Here is a 22,981-nt window from a genome sequence, read left to right as displayed (position 1 = left end):
CCATGCCCGTCGCTGAGGCCCGCGTCAGCGTCGCCGTGTCCACGGCCGTCTTCGGCGTGCGCCCGGACCCGCACGGCGTGCCCCGCCTCTGCGTCGCCCTCGTCCCGCGGATGCGCGAGCCGTTCCTGGACCGGTGGGCGCTGCCGGGCGCGTGGCTCGGCGCGGACGAGGAGCTGGCCGACGTCGCCGCACGCGTGGCCGCCGAGTGCGTGCCCGGTCCCGTCCGTCGCCTCGAGCAGCTGGCGGCGTTCGGCGCCGTGGACCGTTCCCCCACCGGACGCGTCCTCACGGTGGCCCACTGGGCGCTCAGCCCCGCTCTGGACGACGACGGCGCCGCCCCGGCGTCCCGCCCGGACCCGGACGTGGCCGGGCTGCCCATCGGGGTCCACGTGCGCTGGCACCGAGCCGACGCGCCGCCCGCGCTGGCGTTCGACCACGCCCAGATCCTGGCGGCGGCCGTGGCGCGCCTGCGCGCGGACCTGCCGCGAGCCGGCGTCGGGCACGCGCTGCTGGGGCCCTCCTTCACCCTCGCCGAGCTGCGCGCCGTGCACGAGGCCGTCCTCGGCCGCGGCCTCGACGCCGCCAACTTCCGCCGCGCCACCCTCGCCGCCGGGACCCTCGAGGAGACCGGCGAGGTCCGCGGCGGCACCCCGCACCGCCCGCCCAAGCTCTACCGCTACCGGCCCGCCGTTGACCACCAGCCCCGACCCAGGAGCCACCCATGACCACCCCGACCGGGACCACCGCCTCGGTGGCCCGCACCCTGAGCCTGATCGACAAGGACGCCGCGCGCGGCTCCTCGTGCTCCCCCGACCTGACCCGCGGCCCCTGGGCGTTCGACGCCGGCCTGCCCGCCTACGGCCCCGGCGCATCGCAGGACGACGCCGTCCCGGCCGACGCCCCCGTGCAGGGCCGCATCCCCGAGGAGTACCAGCGGGCCTCGGACGAGGAGCTCCACGCCCGGATCAGCGCGGCGCGGCAGACGCTCGGCGAACGCGTCGTCGTGCTGGGCCACTTCTACCAGCGCGACGAGGTCGTCCAGCACGCCGACTTCGTGGGCGACTCCTTCCAGCTCGCGCGGGCCTCCCAGGGCCGGCCCGAGGCGGAGGCGATCGTGTTCTGCGGCGTGCACTTCATGGCGGAGACCGCGGATCTGCTCTCCACCCCGGACCAGGCCGTCATCCTGCCCAACCTCGCCGCCGGCTGCTCCATGGCGGACATGGCCGACCTGGACTCGGTCGAGGATGCGTGGGAGCAGCTCGAGGCGGTCTACGGCACCGAGCCGGACGACGACGGGCGCGTGCCCCTGCTGCCCGTGACCTACATGAACTCCTCCGCGGCCCTCAAGGGCTTCGTCGGCGAGCGCGGCGGCATCGTGTGCACGTCCTCCAACGCCTCGGCCGTGCTGGACTGGGCGTTCGAGCGTGCCCAGCGCGTCCTGTTCTTCCCGGACCAGCACCTGGGCCGGAACACGGGCCGCGCCAGGGGGATCCCGCTCGAGCGGATGCCGACGTGGAACCCCCGCCTGCCGCTGGGCGGGAACTCCGAGGACGCCCTGCGAGACGCGAAGGTCCTGCTGTGGCACGGCTTCTGCTCGGTGCACCGCCGCTTCACCGTCGCGCAGATCGAGCAGGCCCGCGCCGAGCACCCGGACGTCCAGGTGATCGTGCACCCCGAGTGCCCCCTGCCCGTGGTGGAGGCCGCGGACTCCTCCGGGTCCACCGACTTCATCGTCAAGGCCATCCAGGCGGCTCCGGCCGGCTCGACCTTCGCGATCGGCACCGAGATCAACCTCGTGCAGCGCCTGGCGGCCCAGCACCCCGAGCACACGATCTTCTGCCTCGATCCCGTGATCTGCCCGTGCTCCACGATGTACCGCATCCACCCCGGCTACCTCGCGTGGGTGCTCGAGGAGCTCGTGGCCGGCCGCGTGGTCAACCGGATCACCGTGCCCGCGTCCGTCGCCGACCCGGCCCGCACTGCGCTCGAGCGGATGCTGGCCGTCGCGCCGAAGCAGTCGGCCGCGCAGTCCGCCGGGGCCGGGTCGTGACCCCGGCCGACCGCGCCCCGGCGACGCCGTCCCCGCAGCCGGACGTGGAGCGGATCGTGGCCGCAGCGCTCGCCGAGGACGCGCCCTGGGGTGATGTCTCCTCGGAGGCCTTCGTCCCGGAGCAGGCCCGGATCACCGCGCGCGTGGTGGCCCGCGAGGCCGGGGTGCTCTCCGGCACGAACGCCCTCGAGGCCGCCTTCCGGCTCGTCGACCCGGCCGTGTCCGTCACCCTGCACCTGGCCGACGGCGCCGACCTGTCCCCCGGCGCCGTCGTCGCCGAGGTCGCGGGCCCCGCCCGCTCGGTGCTGCGCGCCGAGCGCGTGGCGCTGAACCTCGTCCAGCGGCTGTCCGGGATCGCCACGACGACGGCCGCCCACGTGGCCGCCGTGCGCGCCGGCGGCGGGCACGCGCGGGTGGTGGACACCCGCAAGACCACCCCGGGTCTGCGCGTGCTCGAGCGGCAGGCGGTGCGGGACGGAGGCGGGCACAACCACCGCTTCAGCCTCTCGGATGCCGTGATGCTCAAGGACAACCACCTGGCCGCGCTGGGGTTCGGCGGCGCCGGCGACCCGGGCGAGGCCCTCACCGCGGCCCTGCGCGCCGGGATGGCACGCCTGCCGCACACCACCCACGTGGAGGTGGAGGTCGACCGGCTCGAGCAGATCCCGGCGGTGCTCGCCGCCGGGGTCGACACGATCATGCTGGACAACTTCTCGCCGGCCGAGCTGCGGGCCGGCGTCGAGCTGGTGGCGGGCCGCGCCGTCGTCGAGGCCTCCGGCGGGGTGAGCCTGGAGACGATCGGGGCGATCGCGGCCACGGGCGTGGACGTGATCTCGGTGGGGGCGCTGACCCATACCGTCCGGTCCCTGGACCTGGGCCTGGACGCCGTGGTCGAGGAGGGCTCGCCGCGCCGATGAGCACCACCCTCGACCTGGACCACGCGGCCACCTCGCCCGTCCGGCGCAGCGCGCTCGAGGCGATGTGGCCCGCACTCACCGGCGTCTACGGCAACCCGTCCTCGGCGCACGAGGCCGGCCGGGCGGCGTCGGCCCTGCTCGAGGACGCCCGCGCGCGGGTGGCCCGCGCGATCGGTGCCCGGGCCGGGCAGGTCGTGTTCACCTCGGGCGGCACGGAGGCCGACGCGCTCGCCGTGCTCGGCACGGTGCGCGCCCGGATCCTCGCCGGCCGCCCGGCGAACCACGTGCTGACCACGGGGATCGAGCACAGCGCGGTGCGGCAGTCCTGTGACCAGCTGGCCCGGCTGCACGGCGTCGAGGTCGAGCACCTCGCGCTGGACCGTGACGGCCTGACCTGTGCGGACGACCTCGCCGCCCGCCTGCGCCCGGACACCGCGCTGGTCAGCGTGCACCTGGCCCACAACGAGGTGGGCACGGTGCAGCCGGTGGCCGAGCTGGCCGCCGTCGCCCGGGAGGCGGGCGTGCCGCTGCACGTGGACGCGGTGCAGGCCGCGGGGCAGATCCCGGTGGACGTGCGCGCCCTCGGGGCGGATCTCGTGGCGCTGTCCGGGCACAAGGTGGGAGGGCCCAAGGGGGTCGGCGCGCTGTGGGTGCGCCCGGGTCACGCCCTGGAACCGCTCGTGCCCGGCGGCGGCCAGGAGCGGGGCCGGCGGTCCGGGACGCAGAACGTGGCCGGTGCCGCCGGGTTCGCGGCGGCCTTCGAGGAGGCCGAGGCGGAGCGCACCGCGGCCGCGGACGCGTGGTCCGGGCTGCGGGACCGGTTCGCGGCGCGCGTGCTCGACGGCGTCCGGGAGCTCGTGCCCGACGCGAGGCTGACCGGCCATCTCGCGCGGCGGCTGCCGCGTCACGCCTCGTTCGTGCTGCCCGGCGTGAACGGCGAGTCGGTGCTGGAGGAGGCGGCCCGCCGGGGCGTGCTGGCCTCGGCGGGGTCCGCGTGCTCGGCCCACGACGCCGAGCCGTCCCCGGCCCTGCTCGCGCTGGGCCTCAGCGAGGACGAGGCCCGCACGGCCCTGCGCTGCACGTTCGGCCCGGACGCCGACGCCCCGCTGCTCGACGCCGCGGCGGACGCGATCGTCGACGCCGTCCGGACGGTCACCGCCCTGCGCTGAGCGGCCCCGGGCCGGTCGACCCCGATGCCGCCGGGGGCCGGCGTCGGACGTTCACCCGGGGGTCAGCCCGAGGCCACATGTCCCTCGCCTGCGTGCCCCACCCTGGCCCCGTGAAGCAGACCACCGCACCCCTGTCCCACTCCGCCTCCCGCCGTTCGGTGCTCGCCGCGGCGTCCGCCGCCGTACTCGCCCCCGCCGCCCTCGCCGGCCCCGCCGCCGCCCGTCCGGCCCGCCACACCCCCGGTGGCCTGGTCGCGTCCCGTCTGACGCTGCCGTCCGGCGTCGCCACCGGCGACGTCACCTCGAACTCGGCCGTGCTGTGGGCGCGCTCGTCCGGCCGTTCGCGCCTGCACGCCACGCTGCGCGCGGTCGACGAGGACGGGAAGGTGCTGCGCGGCCGCTTCGCCCGCGGGCTGACCCTGCGCTCCGGCTGGGTCGACGGGGCCACCGACCACACCGCGAAGATCCTCGCGGACACGCTGCCCTCCGACACCCGCTTCGAGGTGACGTACGCGTTCGAGGACGAGGCCGGCCGCCTGGGCGAGTCGGCCGTGGCCCGCTTCACGACGGCGCCCGGCGCGCGGTTCGGCCGGAAGACCTCCGCCGCCCAGTCCTTCGTGTGGACCGCGGACACCGCGGGGCAGGGCTACGGCATCAACCCGGAGATCGGCGGCATGCGCGGCTACGCGGCGATGCACGCCACGATGCCCGACTTCTTCCTGCACTCCGGCGACACGATCTACGCGGACAACCCCATCCCGGAGACCCTCGAGGTGGCCGGCGAGCCCACCTGGCGCAACCTCGTCACGGAGGAGACGTCCAAGGTCGCCGAGACGCTGAACGAGTTCCGCGGCCGCCACCGCTACAACATGATGGACGACAACCTCCGCGCCCTGTACGCGGACGTCCCCGTCATCGCCCAGTGGGACGACCACGAGACGACCAACAACTGGTGGCCGGGTGAGGTCCTCGAAGACCCGCGCTACACCCAGGTCCGTGACGTGGACACGCTGGCCGCCCGCGCCCGCCGCGCGTGGCAGGAGTACATGCCGATCGCCGACTCCACAGCCCTGCGCCGCGGCTCGGGCTTCGAGCCCGCCCGCATCTACCGCAGGATCCCCCGCGGCGCGACCCTCGACGTGTTCGCCCTGGACATGCGCACCCACAAGGGCGAGAACACCCCGGGGCTCGAGACCCACGAGACCCCGATCCTGGGCGACGAGCAGCTGCAGTGGCTCATCCGTGGGCTGCGCGCGTCGACCGCCACGTGGAAGGTCATCGCCAACGACCTGCCTCTGGGCCTGATCGTCCCCGACGGCACGGGGCAGGAGTCCCTGTCCAACGGCGACGACGGCGCCCCGCTGGGCCGCGAGCTGGAGATCGCCCGCCTCCTGAAGGCGATCAAGGACCACGGCGTGAAGAACGTCGTGTTCCTCACCGGCGACGTCCACTACTGCGCGGCGCACCACTACTCCCCCGACCGCGCGGCGTTCACCGACTTCGAGCCGTTCTGGGAGTTCGTGGCCGGCCCCATCAACGCCGGATCGTTCGGCCCGAACACGCTGGACGGCACCTTCGGCCCGCGCCTGGACTTCGAGGCGCACGGGCCGGTCATGGGCTCGCCGCGCTCCGGCGAGCACCAGTACTTCGGCCACGTCGAGATCCCCGAGGACGGCCGCGAGTTCCGGGTGCGTCTGATCAACGCCGCCGGCCGGACGGTCTACTCGCGCACGCTGACGGCGGCCTGATCCGCCGTGCCACGCGGCGGGTGACCGTCAGTCGGTGATCAGGCCCTCCTCGCGGAGCCAGTCCCACGCGACCTGGGTGGGCTCCTCGCCGTCGACGTCCACCCGGGCGTTCAGGCGCGCGGCCGTCGCGTTGTCCAGGCGCGCGGTCACGGGCGCCAGCAGGTCGGCGATCTCGGGGTGCTCGGCCAGGACCTCCTCGCGCACGATGGGGGCCGCGTTGTACTTCGGGAAGAAGCTCAGCGGGTCCTGCAGGGTCGTCAGGTCCAGCGCGGCGATCCGCCCGTCCGTGGCGTACGCCTCCCCGAAGGTGCACGACCCGTCCGCCACCGCGGCGAACACCGCCCCGATGTCCATCTGGCGCAGCCGGGATCCGGTGGGCCGTTCGATCCCGTAGGCCTCGAGCATGGGCAGGAACCCGTCGTTGCGGGCGGCGAATTCGGCGCTCACGCAGAAGGACTGGTCCTCCGTGGGGAGGTCCTTGATGTCCGCCAGGGTCTCCAGGCCGAGCTCCTCCGCCCGGTCCTGGCGCACGGAGAAGGTGTAGGTGTTGTCGAGTTCGGCCGGCGGCAGCCACACCAGGCCCTGCTGCGCGTCCTCGTCCCGGACCGCGGCCCACTGCGCCTGGGCGTCCGGGATCGGATCGGTGTGGCCCAGGTACGTGATCCAGGCCGTCCCCGTGTAGTCCCACTCGACGTCCACGACGCCTGCGACCTGGGCCTGGCGCGCACTGAGCGAACCCGGCATGTTGGTCAGATCCTCGACGTCGGCCCCCGCGGAGCGCAGCAGGATCGCGGTGATCTTGCCGAGCACGACGCCCTCGTTGAAGTTCTTGGAGCCCACCGCCACGTGGGCGCCCTCGAGGTCGATCCCGGCGACGTCGCCGGCGGGCGTGCCCGAGGGCAGGTAGCCGCCGGCGGTGCTCAGCCCGCACCCGGACAGGACCAGGGAGGCCGCCAGGCCGAGCGCGGCGAGCGCGGCACGAGCGGGGGTCCGGCCGCGGCGGCGGGACGGGGTGGTCGCGCGCGGGGTGGTCATGCGAGCCCCCTCGGCGTGGCCAGCGTCTCGACGAGGCGGCCGATCCACTCGATCATCAGGGCGAGGGCGGCCACGAGGATCGCCCCCGAGACGAGCAGCGGGAAACGGAACAGGACGATCCCGGTCTGGATGAGCAGGCCGAGGCCGCCGGCGTCGATGAACGTCGCGAACGCCCCGGTACCCACCAGCAGCACCAGGGCGGTCCGCAGACCCGCCATGATCACGGGCAGGGCCAAGGGCAGCTCCACCCGGAGCAGGGTCTGCAGCGGCGACATGCCCATGCCGCGGGCCGCCTCGACGACGGTGGGGTCGACGCCCCGCAGCCCGGCCAGCGTGTTGGCCAGCACGGGCAGGAACGCGTAGAGGGACAGGGCCAGGACGGCGACCCGGAAGCCGAACCCCCACGCCATGGCGAGCAGGACGATCACACCGATCACGGGAGCGGCCTGGCCGGCGTTGGCCAGCCCCATGGCGACGGGGGTGAACCGCCGGGCGGCGGGGCGGCTCAGCAGCACGCCGAGCGGGACGGCCGTCGCCACGACCAGAACGGTGGACACGCCGACGAGGGCCAGGTGCTCGGCGGTGAGGCGCAGGACGGTGGGCCAGGTCAGCAGCCGGGCCTCGACGTCGTCGAGGGCGGCTCCGCGCACCCAGACGGTCCACCCGATCAGCAGGGCGGCCACCAGCAGCGGCAGGCCGATCAGGAGCAGGCGGTCCTCGGCGGAGGCCGCACGCAGCCGGGCGATCACGGCCGAGCCTGCTCGTCGCCGGCGCGGGCGTGCGCGCGCAGTGTCGGATAGTCGAGCAGACCGATGACCGTGCCATCACGGACCACGGCGATCTCCTCCGCCGGGGCCGTGACCAGCACGGCGAGGGCCTCGCTGATCGGGGTGGCCGCGTCGAGCACGGGCCCGCCCGGCAGCGTGCCCGTCGGGTGCTGTGCGATCGGGCGCAGCGGCAGCGAGTCGACCGACCGCAGCCCCAGCCGCTTGAGCCCCGCCCCCGACCCCACGAAGTCGGCCACGAACTCGGTGGCCGGCCGCGCCAGGACCTCTTCGGGGGTGGCGTACTGGGCCACGTGCGCGCCGGGTTCGAGCACCAGGATCCGGTCGCCCAGGAGCACGGCCTCGTCCACGTCGTGGGTGACCATCACGATGGTCTTGCCCACCCTGGCCTGGATGTCGAGCATCTCCTTCTGCAGGCGCTGGCGGGTGAGGGGGTCCACGGCGCCGAAGGGCTCGTCCATGAGCAGCACGGGTGGATCCGCCGCGAGGCCCCGCGCCACGCCGACGCGCTGCTGCTGTCCGCCGGACAGCTCGCGCGGGAAACGGTCCCGGTAGATCGCCGGGTCCAGGCCGACCAGGTCGAGCAGCTCGTCCACGCGGTCGGCGATGCGCCGGCGGTCCCACTTGAGCAGGCGCGGCACCAGGCCGACGTTCTCGGCGACGGACAGGTGGGGCATCATCCCGCCACCCTGCACGACGTAGCCGATCTGACGGCGCAGCCGGGTGGGGTCGCGGCGTGTGATGTCCTCCCCACCGATCAGGATCCGCCCGGAGGTGGGCTCGATGAGGCGGTTGATCATCTTCAGCGAGGTGGTCTTGCCGCAGCCGGACGGGCCGACGAACACCACGGTCTCCCCCGCGGGGATGATGAGGTCCAGGGCGTCCACGGCGGGACGGTCCTGCCCCGGAAAGAGCTTCGTCAGGGACTCGAGACGGATCTCGGCCCCGGCGTCACGGTCGGTGCTCATGCGCGCAGTCCCTTCGAGATGGTGAGCCGGCCGAGCAGCACGAGCAGCCCGTCCAGGACGAGGGCGACGACGACGATGCCGAGGGTGCCCACGAGGGCGTAGTTCAACGCGTTGGCGCCGCCCAGGGAGACCAGCCCCGTGAAGATGTACGAGCCCAGTCCGGGCCCCAGGACGTAGGCCGCGACCGCGGCCACGCCCATGCCGAGCTGGCCCGCGACCCGGATGCCGGTGAGGATCACGGGCCAGGCCAGCGGGAGACGCACCCGGGTGAACAGCGCCACCGGCCCCATGCCCATCCCCCGGGCGGCCTCCAGCACCTCCGGGTCCACGCCGCGCAGACCCACGAGCGCGTTGCGGAGGATGGGCAGCAGGGCATAGAAGACCACCACCACGACGGCGGGGACGGTCCCGATGCCCACCAGGGGGATCAGGACGCCGATGAGCGCGAAGGAGGGCAGGGTCAGCCCGACGGCCGTGAAGGCGTTCGCGATCGGGGTCAGGGCCTTGATCCGCGTGGCGATCACGGCCAGCGCGATGGCGAGCACGGTGGCGATGGCCAGCGCCTGCAGCACGAGCCACCCGTGCTGCCACGCCCGGAAGAGGATGTCGGGCCAGCGTGAGGCGAGGAACTCGCTCATGCGGCCTCCACGCCGGCAGCGCGCCCCTGGGCGGCCCGGGCGTCTGCGGGGCGGGGCAGGACCGTCATCGTCGTCTCCTTCGGTCCGGGTGGGTCGGGCGTGCTCTTGCACGCTCCCCGAGACGGTGGCGCTCCCTGTGTTCTGCGCCACGACGGGGGTCGCCGGCACCGCCAAGGATGGCCTACCGACCGGGCGACGGGCAGGACGGCCTGCGCTAGCGTGTCGGCCATGTCTCGCTCCCACTCCGATGCCCTCGACGCGTCCGGCCCCGACTCCGGGGGCGCCGTCGCCGTGCCCCGCCGCCGCGTCGGCCTGCTGCCCCGCATCCTCGTCGCGATCGTGGCCGGCGTCCTCGTCGGCCTGGTCGCGCCGACCTGGCTCGTGCAGGCCTTCGCCACCTTCAACGGGCTGTTCTCGAACTTCCTGGGTTTCATCGTCCCGGTGCTGATCCTGGCGCTCGTCGCCCCCGCCATCGGCGACATCGGCCGGGGCGCGGGGAAGCTGCTGGCCCTGACCGGCGGCATCGCCTACGGCTCCACCCTGGTCGGCGGCTTCGGCGCCCTGCTGGTCTGCCTGCTCGTCTTCCCGCTGATCCTCACGCCCGGGTCCTTCGAGGGGATGGCCAACCCCGAGGACGCGCTGCTCGGCCCGCTGTTCGAGGTGCAGATGGACCCGCCCTTCGGCGTGATGACGGCCCTGCTGCTCGCGTTCGTGCTCGGCATCGGCCTGACGATGCTGCCGCGCGGCGCCCTGCACGAGAGCTTCGACCAGCTGCGATCGATCATCGAGCGGGTCGTCATGGGCCTGATCGTGCCGCTGCTGCCCGTCTACATCTTCGGCGTGTTCCTGAACATGACCGCCGCCGGCGAGGTCTTCAAGGTCATCACCACGTTCCTCGGCGTGATCCTGCTGGTCTTCGGCCTCACCGTGGTGCTGCTGCTCCTCCAGTACGTCGTCGCGGGCGCGATCGCGGGCCGCAACCCGTTCACGGCACTGAAGACGATGCTGCCGGCCTACGCGACGGCCCTGGGCACCTCGTCCTCGGCGGCGACCATCCCGGTGACCCTGCGCCAGACCCTGCTGCTCGGCGTGCGCCGGCCGATCGCCTCGTTCGTCGTGCCGCTGTGCGCGACGATCCACCTGGCCGGCTCCACCGTGAAGATCGTCTCGTTCTCCATCGCGGTGCTGTTCCTCTCGGGCCAGTCGATCGACGTCCCGGTGTTCGTGGGCTTCATCTTCATGCTGGGCGTCACCATGGTCGCGGCGCCCGGCGTGCCCGGCGGCGCGATCGTGGCGGCCTCGGGCCTGCTGACCTCGATGCTCGGCTTCACCGAGCCGCAGGTCGCGCTCATGGTCGCCACGTACATCGCCATCGACTCCTTCGGCACCGCCACCAACGTGACCGGCGACGCCGCCATCGCGATGATCGTCGACAAGATCGCCGGAGACCGTCTCATCGAGGACTCCGAGGACGAGGGCCTGGAGCGCCTCGACGACGAGGGGGCCGCGACCGGCGCCGACGCCGGCTGACCCGCCCCGCACACACCACGGCCCCCTCCCTGTCTGCAGCTCCGGGACGGGGCCGTCGTCGGGACGGGCGGTGTCAGCCGCGCAGGCCCTGCTCCGCCTCGGCGCGCACCGCGCGCCGTTGCCCCGGGGAGCGCACGACGACGTCGCTCATCTCCTCGAGCGTCTTGCCCTTGGTCTCGGGCACGAAGGCCGCCACGAAGGCCAGGGACAGCGCCGCCATGACCGCGTACAGGCCGTAGGCGAGGGTCAGGCCGATGTCCGCCAACCACGGGAACGTGGTGGAGACGGTGAAGTTGGCCGCCCACTGCGCGGCGGCGGCCACGGCGAGCGCGCCGGCGCGGATGCGGTTCGGGAACATCTCGCCCAGCAGCACCCAGACCAGCGGACCCCAGGTGGCACCGAAGAACACCACGAAGGCGTTCGCGGCCACCAGCGCCACCGTGGACCACGGCTGCGGCAGGGACACGGACTCGGCGCCGCCGGTCTCCGCGAAGGAGAAGGCCAGTGCCATCAGGCCGAGGCTGACCGCCATGCCGGCGGAGCCGGCGATCAGCATGGGGCGACGGCCGACGCGGTCCACCAGGGCGATCGCGATGAAGGTGACGGCGATGTTCGTGACCGAGGTGATCACGGTGACCGTGAGGGCGTCCGACTCTCCGAAGCCCACCGAGCGCCACAGGGTGGTGGAGTAGTAGAAGATCACGTTGATGCCCACGGCCTGCTGGAAGACGGAGAGCAGGATGCCGATCCACACGATCGGCTGCAGGCCCGCCGCCGGTCCGCGCAGGTCCGCCAACGACTCGCGGTGCTCCGAGTCCAGCGAGCGCCGGATGTCCTCGATCATCAGGTTCACCCGGTCCACGCCGGTGAACTCGTGCAGGACCTCGGCCGCCTCGTCCGTGCGACCGCGGGCGACCAGGTAGCGCGGGGACTCCGGCAACTTCAGGGCGAACAGGCCGTACAGCACCGCCGGGACGGCCTCGGCCAGGAACATCCAGCGCCAGGCGTCGACGCCGAGCCAGAACGGCTGCGCCGCTCCCCCGGCCATCGTCGCGAAGAGCGCGTCCGTGAGGAGCGCGGCGAAGATGCCCAGGACGATCGCCAGCTGTTGGAGCGAGCCGAGGCGACCGCGCACATGGGCCGGGCTGACCTCCGCGATGTACGCCGGGGCGATCACGGACGCGGCGCCCACGCCCAGGCCGCCGACCATGCGCCAGACGATCAGGTCGACCACGCCGAACGCCAGGCCCGAGCCGATGGCGGAGACCAGGAACAGGATCGCGGCGATCACCATCACGGGCACGCGGCCGCGGCGGTTGGCGATCGGCCCGGCGAACCAGGCGCCCAGCGCGCAGCCGATCAGCGCCGAGGAGACGGCGAAGCCCGTGAGACCGGCGCCGAGGCCGAACTCCCCGGCGAGCGCGTCCACGGCGCCGTTGATGACGGAGGTGTCGAAGCCGAACAGGAAGCCGCCGAGCGCGGCGGCGACCGAGATGCCGACCACCTTGGCGTTGAGGCGCGACGTCGCGGCGCCGCCGGACCGGGTCGCTGTCATGGTGGGTCCTCTCTGGGTCGCGCCCGACGGCCCGCTGCGCGCCGGTGCGTCCGCACAGTGTGTTCTCCGCTCAGCGAGCGTGCAAGTCGCACAGCCCCTCGCCCCGCCCACGGTGAGGCGGCGGAACGTCAGGGGGAACCGTGCCCGCTGTGCCCGCCGTGGTCGCCGCCGTGCCGGGAGGTCTGCCGCACAGGGCTGCGGCAGACGGCGCCTCGGGTCACGACCCTGCCACGGGGCAGAATGAGGGCCATGTTCGTCGTCCTGGGCCCCGCCCCCGCCTCCGTCGGCAGCCCCGGCGCCTGGTGGGCCGTGGACGGGGACGACGCCACTCCCCTGGGCTCCTGCCCCGCCGGGTCCGTGGCCGCGCTCGTGGCCGGTCTGCCCGCCCGTCTGGGCGTGGACCCGAGCACGGTCCGCTGGGTGCTCGCCGACGTCGGGACAGAGTACACCGCCTGGCTGGCGGCGGGGGTGCGGGCGGATCGATGCTGGGACCTGACCCTCGTCCAGCGGATCCTGCGGCACGCGGCGATGGCGCCGGGCAGCGGGGTGCGTTACACGCCCGTGGCGCAGCTCGAGGTCGCCGACCCGACGGAGCCCGAGCGCCCCGCGCGGGTGCCCGCCGGTCAGGAGTCCTTCTTCGACCTGCCGGACGAGTCCGGCCACGCCCCGGACGTCACCGTGCTCGCGGCCGAGCTGGCCGCGCAGCGGGCGGCCGTCGAGGGCTCGGCCCACCCGCACCGGCTGCGGCTGCTCGCGGCGGCGGAGTCGCAGGGCGCACTCGTGGCCGCGGAGATCCGGGCGGCGGGTCTGCCGTGGGACCGGGGCGTGCACGAGGCGCTCCTCGCCGAGCAGCTCGGCCCCCGGCCTGCACCGGGCGAGCGTCCGGCCCGCCTGCAGGCCCTGGCCGAACGCATCGCCGAGGTCCTGGGCTCCCCCGGGCTGAGCCCCGACTCGCAGCCGAGCCTGCTGCGGGCGCTGCAGACGGCGGGCGTGGCCGTGGAGTCCACGCGGCAGTGGGACCTGAAGCACTGGATCGACGCCGGCGGCGCGGAGCGCGAGGCGCGGGCCGCGCTGCTCGCGCCGCTGCTGGAGTACAAGGCCCTGGCCCGGCTGTGGACGGCCAACGGCTGGCACTGGCTGGACCAGTGGATCGGCGACGACGGCCGGTTCCACGCCGCCTACCTGGTCGGCGGCGTGGTGACCGGGCGGTGGGCCGCCCACGGCGGTGGGGCCATGCAGGTCCCGGCCGGGGTGCGCGACGCCGTCCGCGCAGACCCCGGGTGGACGCTGACCGTGGCCGACGCCTCCCAGGTGGAGCCGCGCATCCTCGCCGCGATGGCCGCCGACGAGGCGCTGGCCCGTGCCGGGACCACGCCCGACCTGTACCGGGAGGTGGCGGAGCAGGGCCGGGCGGCCGGCACCGCGCTGGCCGACCGCGGGCGCGCGAAGATCGCCCTGCTGGGTGCGATGTACGGCTCGACGACGGGCGACTCCGCGGCGCTCATGCCGCACCTGCGCCGGCTCTACCCCCGAGCGATCGGCCTGCTCGAGCGGGCGGCCTCCGTCGGCGAGGGAGGCGGCCAGGTGTCCACGTGGCTGGGCCGCTGGTCCCCCGCGCCGGGGCGGAAGTGGCAGGAGTCCGTGTCCGACGTCGGCACCCAGGCCGCCGAGTCCGCGGCCCGGCGACGGCGGCGCTCCCAGGGCCGCTTCACCCGGAACTTCGTGGTGCAGGGCACCGCGGCCGAGTGGGCGCTGTGCTGGATGGGCGAGATCCGCCGTCGACTGCGCTCGGCCGGCATGCGCACGGAACTCGTGTTCTTCGTCCACGACGAGGTCGTCCTGCACGGCCCGGCCACGGAGGCCGAGGCCGTGCGGACGGTCGTGGCGGAGTCCGCGAGCGCCGCCGGCCGCCTGCTGTTCGGTCCCGCCCCCGTGGACTTCCCGCTCACCGTCTCCAGCGTGGGGTCGTACGCGGACGCGAAGTGAGCGACGGGGCGGCAGGGCGACGGTCGCGGTCATGGCCTCCGTGCGCCGCACCGGGCCGAGGACCCTCGGACCTGGCACGATGCGGGACGAGGGCCGATCCTGGAAAGCGCCCGAGACACCCTTGTGAAGGAGACCGCATGCCCGTCGCCCCGCGTCCGTCCGACGGCGCCGCGTCCTCGGTCTTCACCCCGCACCAGCAGCGCATCCTCGCGGTGCTCCTCATCCCGATCTTCATGTCCCTGCTGGCCGTGTCCAGCATCAACGTGGCCCTGCCCGCCCTGCAGCGGGGCCTGGACGCCAGTGACGCGGAGCTGCAGTGGGCCATCTCCGGCTACACCCTCGTGTTCGGCATGGTGCTCGTGCCGGCGGGCCGGGCGGGTGACCTCTTCGGACGACGCCGGCTGTTCATGGTGGGCCTCGGCGTGTTCGCGCTCGGTGCGCTCCTGTCCGGCCTGGCGCCCACGGGCGTCCTGCTCGTGCTCGCGCGCCTGGTCATGGGCGTGGGCGCGGGCCTGCTCAACCCGCAGGTCACCGGCTTCATCCAGGGCGAGTTCTCCGGCGCCTCCCGCGCCCGGGCGTTCGGGGCGCTCGGCGCCGTCGTCGGGGTGTCCGTGGCGGTGGGGCCGCTGCTCAGCGGCGGGCTCATCGCGTGGCTCGGCGGCGACCTCGGCTGGCGCGCGACCTTCCTGGTGAACGTGCCGATCGCCCTCGGCGCCCTCGTCGTGGCCCGCCACTGGCTGCCACGCACCGCCCCCGAGCGGGCGCGGCGCCCGGACCTGGACCCGGTCGGCGTCGTCCTGCTGGCCGGCGCCCTCGTGGCCGTCATGCTCCCGTTCCTGGACCGTGAGCTCGGGCCGTGGCGGTTCGTGCTCGTGCCCGTCGGCATCGGCCTGGCCGCCCTCTGGACACGCTGGGAGGCCCGCTACGCCCGACGGGGCCGCGCCCCGATGGTGGACCTGCGCCTGTTCCAGACCCGCAGCTTCGCGTGCGGCGCCCTGCTGATCGCCATCTACTTCACCGGCTCGACCAGCATGTTCGTCGTGATCGCCATGTTCATGCAGAACGGGCTGGGCTACCCGGCGCTGCACGCCGCGCTCATCGGCCTGCCTTCGGCGGTCATGTCGAGCGTGATGTCCACCGTGGCCGGGCGCGTGGTGCTGCGCACGGGCCGGAAGATCGTCGTCCTCGGCATCGCGCTGGCGCTGCTCGCCGTCGTGGGCTCCATCGGGGTGGCGTGGGCCAACCGGGAGTTCGGCCTGAGTCCGTGGTGGCTGCTGCTCACCCTCGCCATCTTGGGTGCCGGGCAGGGGCTGGTGGTCTCCCCCAACCAGACCCTCAGCCTGGCCGAGGTCCCGCCGCGGCACTCCGGCACGGCCGGCGGCGTCCTGCAGACCGGCCAGCGCGTCGGCACGGCCGTCGGCACCGCCGTGATCGTGGGGGTGTTCCTGGGCGTCGCCTCCGGTGCCGACTGGGACGGGGCGTTCATGGCCGCCTTCGCGCTGGTGGCCGGGTGCATGGCCCTCGCGCTCCTCGTCGCACTCGCGGACCTGCGCGGACCACGGACGGCGGCCCCCCGTGGCTGAGCCCCGCCCCGGCGACGTGCGCGTCACCCCCGGCCCCGGCGCACCCCGCGGGCTGATCATCCCCGCGGGCGAACTCGTCGAACGCTTCTCCCACGCCTCCGGCCCGGGCGGTCAGGGCGTGAACACGGCGGACTCGCGGGTCCAGCTCAGCCTGGACCTGGCGGCCACCTCCGCCCTCGACGACGTCCAGCGCGCCCGCGTCCTCGCGCGGCTGGCGCCCCGGCTGGCCGGGACGGTCCTCACCGTCAGCGTGGCGGAGCACCGGGCCCAGTGGCGCAACCGGGTGGCCGCCCGCGAGCGGCTCGCGGCGCTGCTGCGCGAGGCCCTGGCCCCGCCGACGCCGCGGCGGGCCACGACGCCGACGCGCGGCTCCCGGCGGCGCCGCCTGGAGGCCAAACGCCGTCGCTCCGAGGTGAAGCGCACGCGCCGCCGCCCCGGCCTCGACTGAGGCCGCTCGCCCGCCGGCCGCGCGGGCTCAGACGCGGGTGTTCTGCGATTCCGGGGCCAGGGGCGCGTGGACGGGGTTGGACAGGGAGAGCACGACGGCGGCCACGCGCGGGTGTTCGAGGAGGGCGTCCTCCACGCGCTGGAGCAGGACCGCGGCCTCGCTCTCCCGCTCGTCCCCGGCCAGGTCCACGGCCCCGACGACGAAGAGCTTCTCCGGGCCGACGTACTCGAGGTGCAGGTAGCTCACGGAGAGCACCTCGGGCCGCTCCAGCAGCCAGCGCAGCACCCGGGTCCGGATCACCGGGTCGGCGACCTCGCCGACGAGGAACGCCATGTTCCGCGAGAGCAGGAAGATCGCGACGACCCCGAGCAGCACGCCCACGAGGATCGAGCCGGCGGCGTCCCACCGGGGGTCCCCGGTGAGCTGGTGCAGGGCGAGGGCGGCGGCCGCGATGGCCAGGCCGATCAGGGCCGAGGCGTCCTCCACCCACACGGCGCGCAGGGTGGGGTCCGAGGTCTGGCGCAGGAACGTGGCATCGCTGATGTGCCGCCGCTCCGCGTCGCCGCGGACGCGCCGGTGCGCGTTCAGGAACGAGATGCCCTCGAGCACGAACGCGACGGCGAGCACGATGTACGCGATCGTGTACTCCGCCTCCTCCTCGGGGGCGGACCAGGCCGTGATCCCGTGCCAGACCGAGACCGCCGAGCCCACCGCGAACAGGCCGAAGGCCGCGACCATCGACCACACGTAGGCCGCGCGCCCGTAGCCCAGCGGGTGCCGCGCGTCGGGGGCTAGGCCGGCCCGACGCTCCGCCAGCAGCAGGAAGACCTCATTGCCGGCGTCGGCCCAGGAGTGCGCGGCCTCCGCCACCATCGCGGCTGAGCCGGTGACCGCGCCCACGATCGACTTGACGACGGCGATCACCGTGTTCACGCCGAGGGCGATCAGGACGGTCAGCAGGCTCTCGCCGCCGGACTCGGCGGCGGGCGGGGCGACGGCGGGCGGGGTACGGGTCATCCCCCGAGTCTGCCCCTGCAGGCGGGTGCCGGGCCAGGCTCGCCATGTCCGGGTCCGCCGGTCCGGGAGCGCGAGAGGGGGTCCACGCGGATCGGCGTCGCCGAGCCCGTGAGGTCTCCGCGTGCGCGGCCTAGCGTGGGGCCATGACGGATTCTCCCCTGCACCTCGACCGCCCCGACGCCCCCCGCATCATCGTGCTCGGCGCGACGGGCTACGCCGGATCCCTCGTCGTGGACGCCCTCGTGGCCCAGGGCGCACGGCCCGTGCTGGCGGGCCGGAACCGGGACTCGCTCCAGCACGCGGCGAGGCGGCACGACGGGCTGGAGGTCGCCGTCGCCGACGCCGGTGACCCCGCCTCGCTGAGGGCCCTGGTCACGGAAGGCGATGTGCTGGTCTCCACGGTCGGCCCCTTCGAACGCTACGGCCGACCGGTCGCCCGCGCCGCCGCGGAGCGGGGCGCGCACTACGTGGACTCCACCGGTGAGGTCGGCTTCGTGAAGGACCTCAAGGCGGACCTGGACGCCACCGCCCGACGCACGGGCGCCACCCTGCTGCCCGCCCTCGGCTTCGACTACGCGCCGGGCATGCTCGCGGGCGGGCTCGCGCTGGCGCAGGCCGGTGGACGCGCACGGTCCCTGCAGATCGGATACTTCGCCGACGGCGAGCTGGACCCGCGCGTCGACCTCAGCCACGGGACGCGCCAGACGATGGTGGACGCCCTCACCGAGCGGACGATCACGTGGCGCGGCGGGCGGCTGGCGACGACGGGCCCGGCCAGCCGGTCGGCCGTCTTCCGGGTCGACGGGCAGGATCGCCGCGGCGTGCTGTTCGGCGGCACGGAGTCCCTGTTCCTGCCGCGGATGCAGCCCGGCCTGGATGAGGTCGAGGTCTTCAACGGCTGGTTCCCGGCCCGGCCCACGCAGATCGGCGCCGCCGCCCTCGGCGCGGTGGGGTGGCTCCCCGGCGTCGCCCGCGGCGTGCAGGCCCTGCTGCGGCCCTTGGCCGGGGACCCGGGTGGCCCCGACGCCGCAGACCGGGCCCGCACGGGCTCCCGAGTCGGGGCGATCGCGCGGGACGCGGCCGGCCGCGTCGTGGCGGACGTGCACCTGCGCGGCCCCAACGCCTACACGTTGACCGGGGACCTCATGGCCTGGGGCGCCCGTCAGCTCGCCGCAGGCCGGGCCCGCGAGGCCGGCGTCGTCAGCCCGATCCAGGCGTTCGGCCTCGACGACTTCGAGACGGCCTGCGCCGCGGTCGGCCTGGTGCGGGCATGATCCCGACGACTGACCCCGCCCGTGGCCCTCAGCGGGGGCGACGCCGCGGGCGGCTGATCCAGGCCAGATAGGCGCTGCCGCCGGTCAGGGCGGCGCCGCCGGCGGCCACCACCGGCCCGGCGAAGCGGCCGAGCCGGTCCTTGTACGCCACGAGCACGTTCGTGCCGCCGGTGATCATCGCGGCCACCACCATGGCGGCCACCACCCGGTCGCCCGTCCGCTCGAGGCGCGTCACGAGCGGCTCGAGCTCGCTCGCGCGGACGGTGACGTCGATCCCGCCGTCGTCGATGCGTTCCATCACCTTGCGGGCGTACTCCGGCAGGTCGATGCCGAGCTCGGCCGCCGCGATCGTGGCCCGGCCGATCCGGCCCGCCACCCGCCGGGGGTCGAGGTGCTCCCCCACGAGGCGCAGGGCGAACGGGTCGAGCACGCGGGTGTAGTCGAAGCCGGGGTGCAGGCGGCGGCCGATGCCGTCCACGATGATCAGCATCCGCAGCAGCTGCACGAGCTCGGGCGGCAGGGACAGCCGGTGGCGCCGCACCAGGGCGAAGATCTCCGAGATCAGCTGCGCCACGCGGATGTCCTCGAGCTCGCGCCCCTCGAGGCGGCCGACGATCCGGGCCACCTCCAGCCGGAGCCGACGGCGGTCCACCGGGCCGCGCGGCGGGGCGATGTCCAGCAGGGCCCGCACCAGCCCGTCGGTGTCCTGCCGGGCCAGCGCCATGGCCAGGCCCGCGAACCGGCGCCGGAGGGACGGGGAGATCCGCCCGACGGAGCCGAAGTCGATGAACCCGACGGTCCCGTCCGGCTCGATGAACAGGTTGCCCGGGTGCGGGTCCGCATGGAACACGCCGTGCTCGAACACCATGGCCAGCAGCACGTCGGCGGCCCGGTACGCCAGCTCCTCCCGGTCGATGCCGGCGGCGTCGAGTCCGGCCAGGTCGTCCACGCGCAGCCCGGAGAGCTCCTGCATGGTCAGCACGCGCGAGGTGGTCAGGTCCCACTCGATCCACGGGAACCGCACGCCCGGGGTGTCCCGGAAGCCGGCGGCGATCTCCTCGCAGGCCCGCGCCTCCACCACGTAGTCGAGCTCGGCGCGCAGCGAGCGGTCGAACTCGTCCACCATGGCCGGCACGTCCAGGTCGGCGAAGGTCCGTGAGGCCCGCGACCACGTGGCCGCCAGCGTCCGCAGGATCTCCAGGTCCGCCTGGACCTGCTCCACCACACCGGGCTTGCGGACCTTCACGACGACGGCGCGCCCGTCATGCAGGCGCGCGCGGTGGGCCTGACCGATGGAGGCGGTGGCCAGGGGCGCCCGGTCGAACCAGGCGAACAGGGTGTCGACGTCGGCGCCGAGGTCCTCCTCGACCGTCCGGGCGACGGCCTCGAAGGGCACCGCCGACGTGCTGTCCGTGAGGCGGGCGAACGCCGCGCAGTAGGCCTCGGGGAACACGTCCGGGCGCGCCGAGATCAGCTGCCCGAGCTTCACGAAGGTGACGCCCAGCTCCTCGAACGTGCGCACGAACAGCTCGGGGCGGGCCTCGGCGTCGATGCCCAGGTGCGGCTCCCCCTCCTCGAGGGGCAGCCACCGGGAGAGCCCGGCCTGCACGGCCGTGGCCATGAGGCCGTTGCGGGCCATGACGTGGGCGATCTCGCGGTAGCGCTGCAGGTGGAGGGCCATGACGCCCACGCTACCGACCGCGCGGAGGGACGGGCCCCGCCGCTCAGTCCGCGTACCGGAGCATGCCCGGCCGGACCCGCGCGTCGGCCCCGATCCGCATCCCGTCCGCGAGCGCGCCCGCCGCCCGCAGCTCCCGCAGCCTCGCCAGCACCCGGTCCCGCACGTCCCACGGGCTGATCGTGTTGACGTTGATCTTGGTGGCGCCCTCGAAGCCGGCGAGGGTGGAGACGCGCCACTTGAGCATCACGCGCCACGGCATCGGGTCCGCGACGCCGGGCGGGCGGGTGTGCCACTCCTCGTTGGAGGGGACGTCCGGGCCGGTGGCCGCGTGGGCGGCGTGCAGCAGGTCGGACACGGCGCGCAGCTCGGCCGCGGTCTGCCGCCACGGCTGCCCCACCGGGCTCGTGGAGTAGACCTCGACCGTCGGGTACCGGTGGCCGAAGCCGGCGAACATCACGGCGTGCTCGTTGGCGGCGATCACGAGGTCGTGCGCCACGGCCACGTCCAGCGCGGCGTGGTTGAACACCTGCGGGTCCTCGCGCAGCCGGCCCAGGGCGGCGGCGTTCTGCGCGCCGACCTCGTCGATGGCCACGAGCTGCTTGTGCAGGTGGTCGAAGGAGGCGCCGGCGGGCTTGAGCCAGTTCTGGAACACGGAGACGTACTGCACGGCGGGCGTGGTCGCATAGAGGTCCCGCATCGCGTCGGCGGTCAGGGCCAGGAACGCGTGGTGCTCGTCCGGGGTGAGGGTGCCCGAGGAGGCCAGCTGGTGGTCGTCCACGGCCCCGTCGACGAAGTGCCGCCGAGCGATCACGACGTCGTGCGTGCCGCCGAAGAATGCGGCCGACGCCCCGATCAGCTCCGCCTCGGACATCGCCGCCGCCTCCTCGGCGGAGCGGCCGGAGGCGCGCAGCTTCGCGGCGACGACGGCGCGCACGTGGGCGCGGCCGGCCTCGGTGGCCAGGTACTCGTCACGGCGGCGGCGCGCGTCAGGGGGGAGTTCGTAGCCGTGGTTGAGACGCCAGTAGTCGTAGCTGAGGATCTCGAAGAGGTTGGGGACCCGGCGGAAGGCCGGGGTCGTCTCCTCGAGCCGCTCCACGGCCGGGTGCCGCAGGATCTGCCAGACCGGGGCGCCGTCGTCGGCCCTCGTGGAGACGATGCGTGACTTCTCCGGCGGCGTCTCCAGCAGGCGGTGCTCGCAGAAGGCGCAGTGCCGACCCTGCTGGGCGGGGTCGAGCGGCTGCGGGGCGGGCCGGACGAGGCCGAGCGGGCGGTGGCCGCGGCCGGGCACGGTCCAGACCTCGGTGCCGGTGAAGGGGTTGCGCTGCTTGACGGTGCCGTCCGGCAGTCGGGTGAGGGGCTCGCTCACAGACGGGTGCACGAGGCCAGGATACGAGGCGGTGCCGGCCCGGGCAGGCCGGCGCCGACGCGCCCGCCGGTCAGAATTCGAGCAGCACCTTGCCCTTGGCATGGTGGGACTCGAGACGCTCGAACGCCTGCTCCCAGTCGGCCAGGGGGTAGCGGCTGTCCACGGTCACGGCCAGCTCGCCGGCGTCCACGAGCCGGACGAGCTCGGCCAGGCCCGCCCCGTCCGGATGCATGAGGAAGAACTCGTAGGTCACCCCGGCCTTCTTCGCGGCCCGGCGCACCTTCGCACTGGCCACCCGGGAGACGACGGCGGCCAGCGGCCGACGCGACGGGCGCGCGGTCTCACGAAGGCTGCCGGGGCTCGGCGGGCCCGCGATGGTCACCAGCCGGCCGCCGGGCTCGATCGAGCCGAGCAGCTCGGCCATCTGATCACCGCCGATGAGGTCGAACACCTTGTCGAAGCGCTCGCCCCCCTCTGCGACGGTGCGGGCGCGATAGTCGATCACCGCGTCGGCGCCGGCCTCGCGGACGTACGGCTCACCCGCCGCGGAGGCGGTCACGGTCACGTGCGCGCCGCGCAGGTGTGCCAGGCGCGTGGCGATCAGCCCGACGCCGCCGGCGGCCCCGGTGATCAGCAGCCGCTCCCCGGGCTGCAGGTCCAGGTGCTCCGGGCCGAGTGCCTGCTGGGCGGTCAGGCCGGCGAGCGGCAGGCCGGCCGCGTCCGTCAGGGGCATGCGGGCGGGCGCGGCGGCCACCCAGTCCGCGCGCACCGCGGCCAGCTCGGCGAATGCCCCGTGGCCGGAGGGGTCCACGCGGGTGATCACCGCGTCACCCGGGGCGAACGCGGTCACCCCGGCGCCCACGGTCTCGACGATGCCGCTGAGCTCGTTGCCGGCGACCGTGGGGAAGTCGTCGGGGGCGATGGCCTTGAAGTCGCCTTCGCGATGCATCGCGTCGACGGGGTTGAGGCCGACCGCGCGGGTGCGGATCAGCACCTCGCCGGCGCCGGCCGTGGGGGCGGGGACGTCGGTGAGGGCCATGGCCTCTCGGCCGCCGTAGGACTGGAGGACGAGTGCTCGCATGCCGCCGAGCCTAGGCGCGCCGCCCCGGAGTGCCGAGCCCTGTTCGCCGTCGTCGATCACGCAGGTCGGGCTCGGCGACCTCCGGCGTGATCATCCCCACGGCCACCCGTGACGCGGGTACGCTGATCGCTGTTCCACGTCACAGCGCTC

The 22,981-nt window shown here is 74.6% G+C and carries 19 protein-coding genes; 10 read left to right on the top strand and 9 right to left on the bottom strand.

Features of this window, described 5'->3' with window-relative positions; all coding sequences use genetic code 11:
- The first annotated feature begins 2 nt into the window (after positions 1-2).
- The 5 genes from ACTSKS_RS02645 to ACTSKS_RS02625 all read left to right on the top strand — a co-directional run bounded on the left by ACTSKS_RS02645 (position 3) and on the right by ACTSKS_RS02625 (position 5,884).
- Complete coding sequence (locus ACTSKS_RS02645) at positions 3-725, top strand: NUDIX hydrolase (protein WP_442927269.1); 723 nt, start codon at positions 3-5, stop codon at positions 723-725.
- Positions 722-2,050 (top strand): quinolinate synthase NadA, encoded by a 1,329-nt coding sequence (gene nadA, locus ACTSKS_RS02640; RefSeq protein WP_442927268.1) that lies wholly within the window; start codon positions 722-724, stop codon positions 2,048-2,050. Before ACTSKS_RS02645 ends, nadA begins: the two co-directional genes overlap by 4 nt.
- Complete coding sequence (gene nadC, locus ACTSKS_RS02635; protein WP_442927267.1) at positions 2,047-2,967, top strand: carboxylating nicotinate-nucleotide diphosphorylase; 921 nt, start codon at positions 2,047-2,049, stop codon at positions 2,965-2,967. Before nadA ends, nadC begins: the two co-directional genes overlap by 4 nt.
- Positions 2,964-4,136: a cysteine desulfurase family protein gene (locus ACTSKS_RS02630; RefSeq protein WP_442927266.1), complete on the top strand. Its 1,173-nt coding sequence runs from the start codon at positions 2,964-2,966 to the stop codon at positions 4,134-4,136. Before nadC ends, ACTSKS_RS02630 begins: the two co-directional genes overlap by 4 nt.
- Positions 4,137-4,246: 110 nt before the next feature.
- Positions 4,247-5,884: an alkaline phosphatase D family protein gene (locus tag ACTSKS_RS02625; protein ID WP_052520106.1), complete on the top strand. Its 1,638-nt coding sequence runs from the start codon at positions 4,247-4,249 to the stop codon at positions 5,882-5,884.
- 27 nt (positions 5,885-5,911) lie between these two features.
- Here the strand turns inward: ACTSKS_RS02625 and ACTSKS_RS02620 are convergent, their stop codons facing one another.
- The 4 genes from ACTSKS_RS02620 to ACTSKS_RS02605 are packed head-to-tail and all read right to left on the bottom strand — an operon-like array spanning position 5,912 to position 9,310.
- Positions 5,912-6,919: a glycine betaine ABC transporter substrate-binding protein gene (locus tag ACTSKS_RS02620; RefSeq protein WP_134416720.1), complete on the bottom strand. Its 1,008-nt coding sequence runs from the start codon at positions 6,917-6,919 to the stop codon at positions 5,912-5,914.
- On the bottom strand, positions 6,916-7,668 hold the full coding sequence (locus ACTSKS_RS02615) for an ABC transporter permease (RefSeq protein ID WP_036316433.1): 753 nt from the start codon (positions 7,666-7,668) through the stop codon (positions 6,916-6,918). The genes ACTSKS_RS02620 and ACTSKS_RS02615 overlap by 4 nt, the downstream gene beginning before the upstream one ends.
- Positions 7,665-8,672 (bottom strand): ABC transporter ATP-binding protein, encoded by a 1,008-nt coding sequence (locus tag ACTSKS_RS02610; RefSeq protein WP_134416722.1) that lies wholly within the window; start codon positions 8,670-8,672, stop codon positions 7,665-7,667. Before ACTSKS_RS02610 ends, ACTSKS_RS02615 begins: the two co-directional genes overlap by 4 nt.
- On the bottom strand, positions 8,669-9,310 hold the full coding sequence (locus tag ACTSKS_RS02605; protein ID WP_002855197.1) for an ABC transporter permease: 642 nt from the start codon (positions 9,308-9,310) through the stop codon (positions 8,669-8,671). Before ACTSKS_RS02605 ends, ACTSKS_RS02610 begins: the two co-directional genes overlap by 4 nt.
- A gap of 228 nt (positions 9,311-9,538) precedes the next feature.
- On the opposite strand from ACTSKS_RS02605, the gene ACTSKS_RS02600 reads away from it, so the two are divergent.
- Positions 9,539-10,840, top strand: coding sequence for a dicarboxylate/amino acid:cation symporter (locus ACTSKS_RS02600; RefSeq protein WP_036316429.1), 1,302 nt, complete (start codon positions 9,539-9,541; stop codon positions 10,838-10,840).
- 73 nt (positions 10,841-10,913) lie between these two features.
- Here the strand turns inward: ACTSKS_RS02600 and ACTSKS_RS02595 are convergent, their stop codons facing one another.
- Positions 10,914-12,395 carry a sugar porter family MFS transporter gene (locus ACTSKS_RS02595; RefSeq protein WP_442927265.1) on the bottom strand — a complete coding sequence of 494 codons (1,482 nt, stop codon included), beginning with the start codon at positions 12,393-12,395 and terminating at the stop codon, positions 10,914-10,916.
- A gap of 249 nt (positions 12,396-12,644) precedes the next feature.
- On the opposite strand from ACTSKS_RS02595, the gene ACTSKS_RS02590 reads away from it, so the two are divergent.
- From ACTSKS_RS02590 to arfB, 3 genes are all read left to right on the top strand, one after another.
- Complete coding sequence (locus tag ACTSKS_RS02590) at positions 12,645-14,381, top strand: bifunctional 3'-5' exonuclease/DNA polymerase (RefSeq protein WP_141843617.1); 1,737 nt, start codon at positions 12,645-12,647, stop codon at positions 14,379-14,381.
- 137 nt (positions 14,382-14,518) lie between these two features.
- Positions 14,519-15,964 (top strand): MFS transporter, encoded by a 1,446-nt coding sequence (locus tag ACTSKS_RS02585; RefSeq protein WP_442927264.1) that lies wholly within the window; start codon positions 14,519-14,521, stop codon positions 15,962-15,964.
- Positions 15,957-16,412 carry an alternative ribosome rescue aminoacyl-tRNA hydrolase ArfB gene (gene arfB, locus ACTSKS_RS02580; protein ID WP_036316421.1) on the top strand — a complete coding sequence of 152 codons (456 nt, stop codon included), beginning with the start codon at positions 15,957-15,959 and terminating at the stop codon, positions 16,410-16,412. The genes ACTSKS_RS02585 and arfB overlap by 8 nt, the downstream gene beginning before the upstream one ends.
- A gap of 27 nt (positions 16,413-16,439) precedes the next feature.
- Here arfB and ACTSKS_RS02575 read toward each other — a convergent pair whose 3' ends face one another.
- Entirely contained in the window at positions 16,440-17,429 is a 990-nt protein-coding gene (locus ACTSKS_RS02575; protein WP_134416730.1) for a cation diffusion facilitator family transporter, read from the bottom strand.
- Between the two features lie 143 nt (positions 17,430-17,572).
- Between ACTSKS_RS02575 and ACTSKS_RS02570 the strand changes: the two genes are divergently transcribed.
- Entirely contained in the window at positions 17,573-18,703 is a 1,131-nt protein-coding gene (locus ACTSKS_RS02570) for a saccharopine dehydrogenase family protein (RefSeq protein ID WP_036382893.1), read from the top strand.
- 28 nt (positions 18,704-18,731) lie between these two features.
- Here the strand turns inward: ACTSKS_RS02570 and ACTSKS_RS02565 are convergent, their stop codons facing one another.
- The 3 genes from ACTSKS_RS02565 to ACTSKS_RS02555 all read right to left on the bottom strand — a co-directional run bounded on the left by ACTSKS_RS02565 (position 18,732) and on the right by ACTSKS_RS02555 (position 22,831).
- Positions 18,732-20,384 (bottom strand): ABC1 kinase family protein, encoded by a 1,653-nt coding sequence (locus ACTSKS_RS02565; RefSeq protein ID WP_036338696.1) that lies wholly within the window; start codon positions 20,382-20,384, stop codon positions 18,732-18,734.
- Between the two features lie 43 nt (positions 20,385-20,427).
- Positions 20,428-21,750 carry a DUF4921 family protein gene (locus ACTSKS_RS02560; RefSeq protein WP_442927275.1) on the bottom strand — a complete coding sequence of 441 codons (1,323 nt, stop codon included), beginning with the start codon at positions 21,748-21,750 and terminating at the stop codon, positions 20,428-20,430.
- A 70-nt stretch (positions 21,751-21,820) separates the two neighbouring features.
- Positions 21,821-22,831, bottom strand: coding sequence for an NADP-dependent oxidoreductase (locus tag ACTSKS_RS02555; RefSeq protein ID WP_036338689.1), 1,011 nt, complete (start codon positions 22,829-22,831; stop codon positions 21,821-21,823).
- Positions 22,832-22,981: the final 150 nt, after the last annotated feature.

Origin of the sequence: Micrococcus sp. TCR-5, from assembly GCF_052220525.1 — a bacterium.
In the GTDB taxonomy this organism is placed as follows: domain Bacteria; phylum Actinomycetota; class Actinomycetes; order Actinomycetales; family Micrococcaceae; genus Micrococcus; species Micrococcus luteus.
This window is presented reverse-complemented; position numbering and strand designations above follow the sequence as displayed.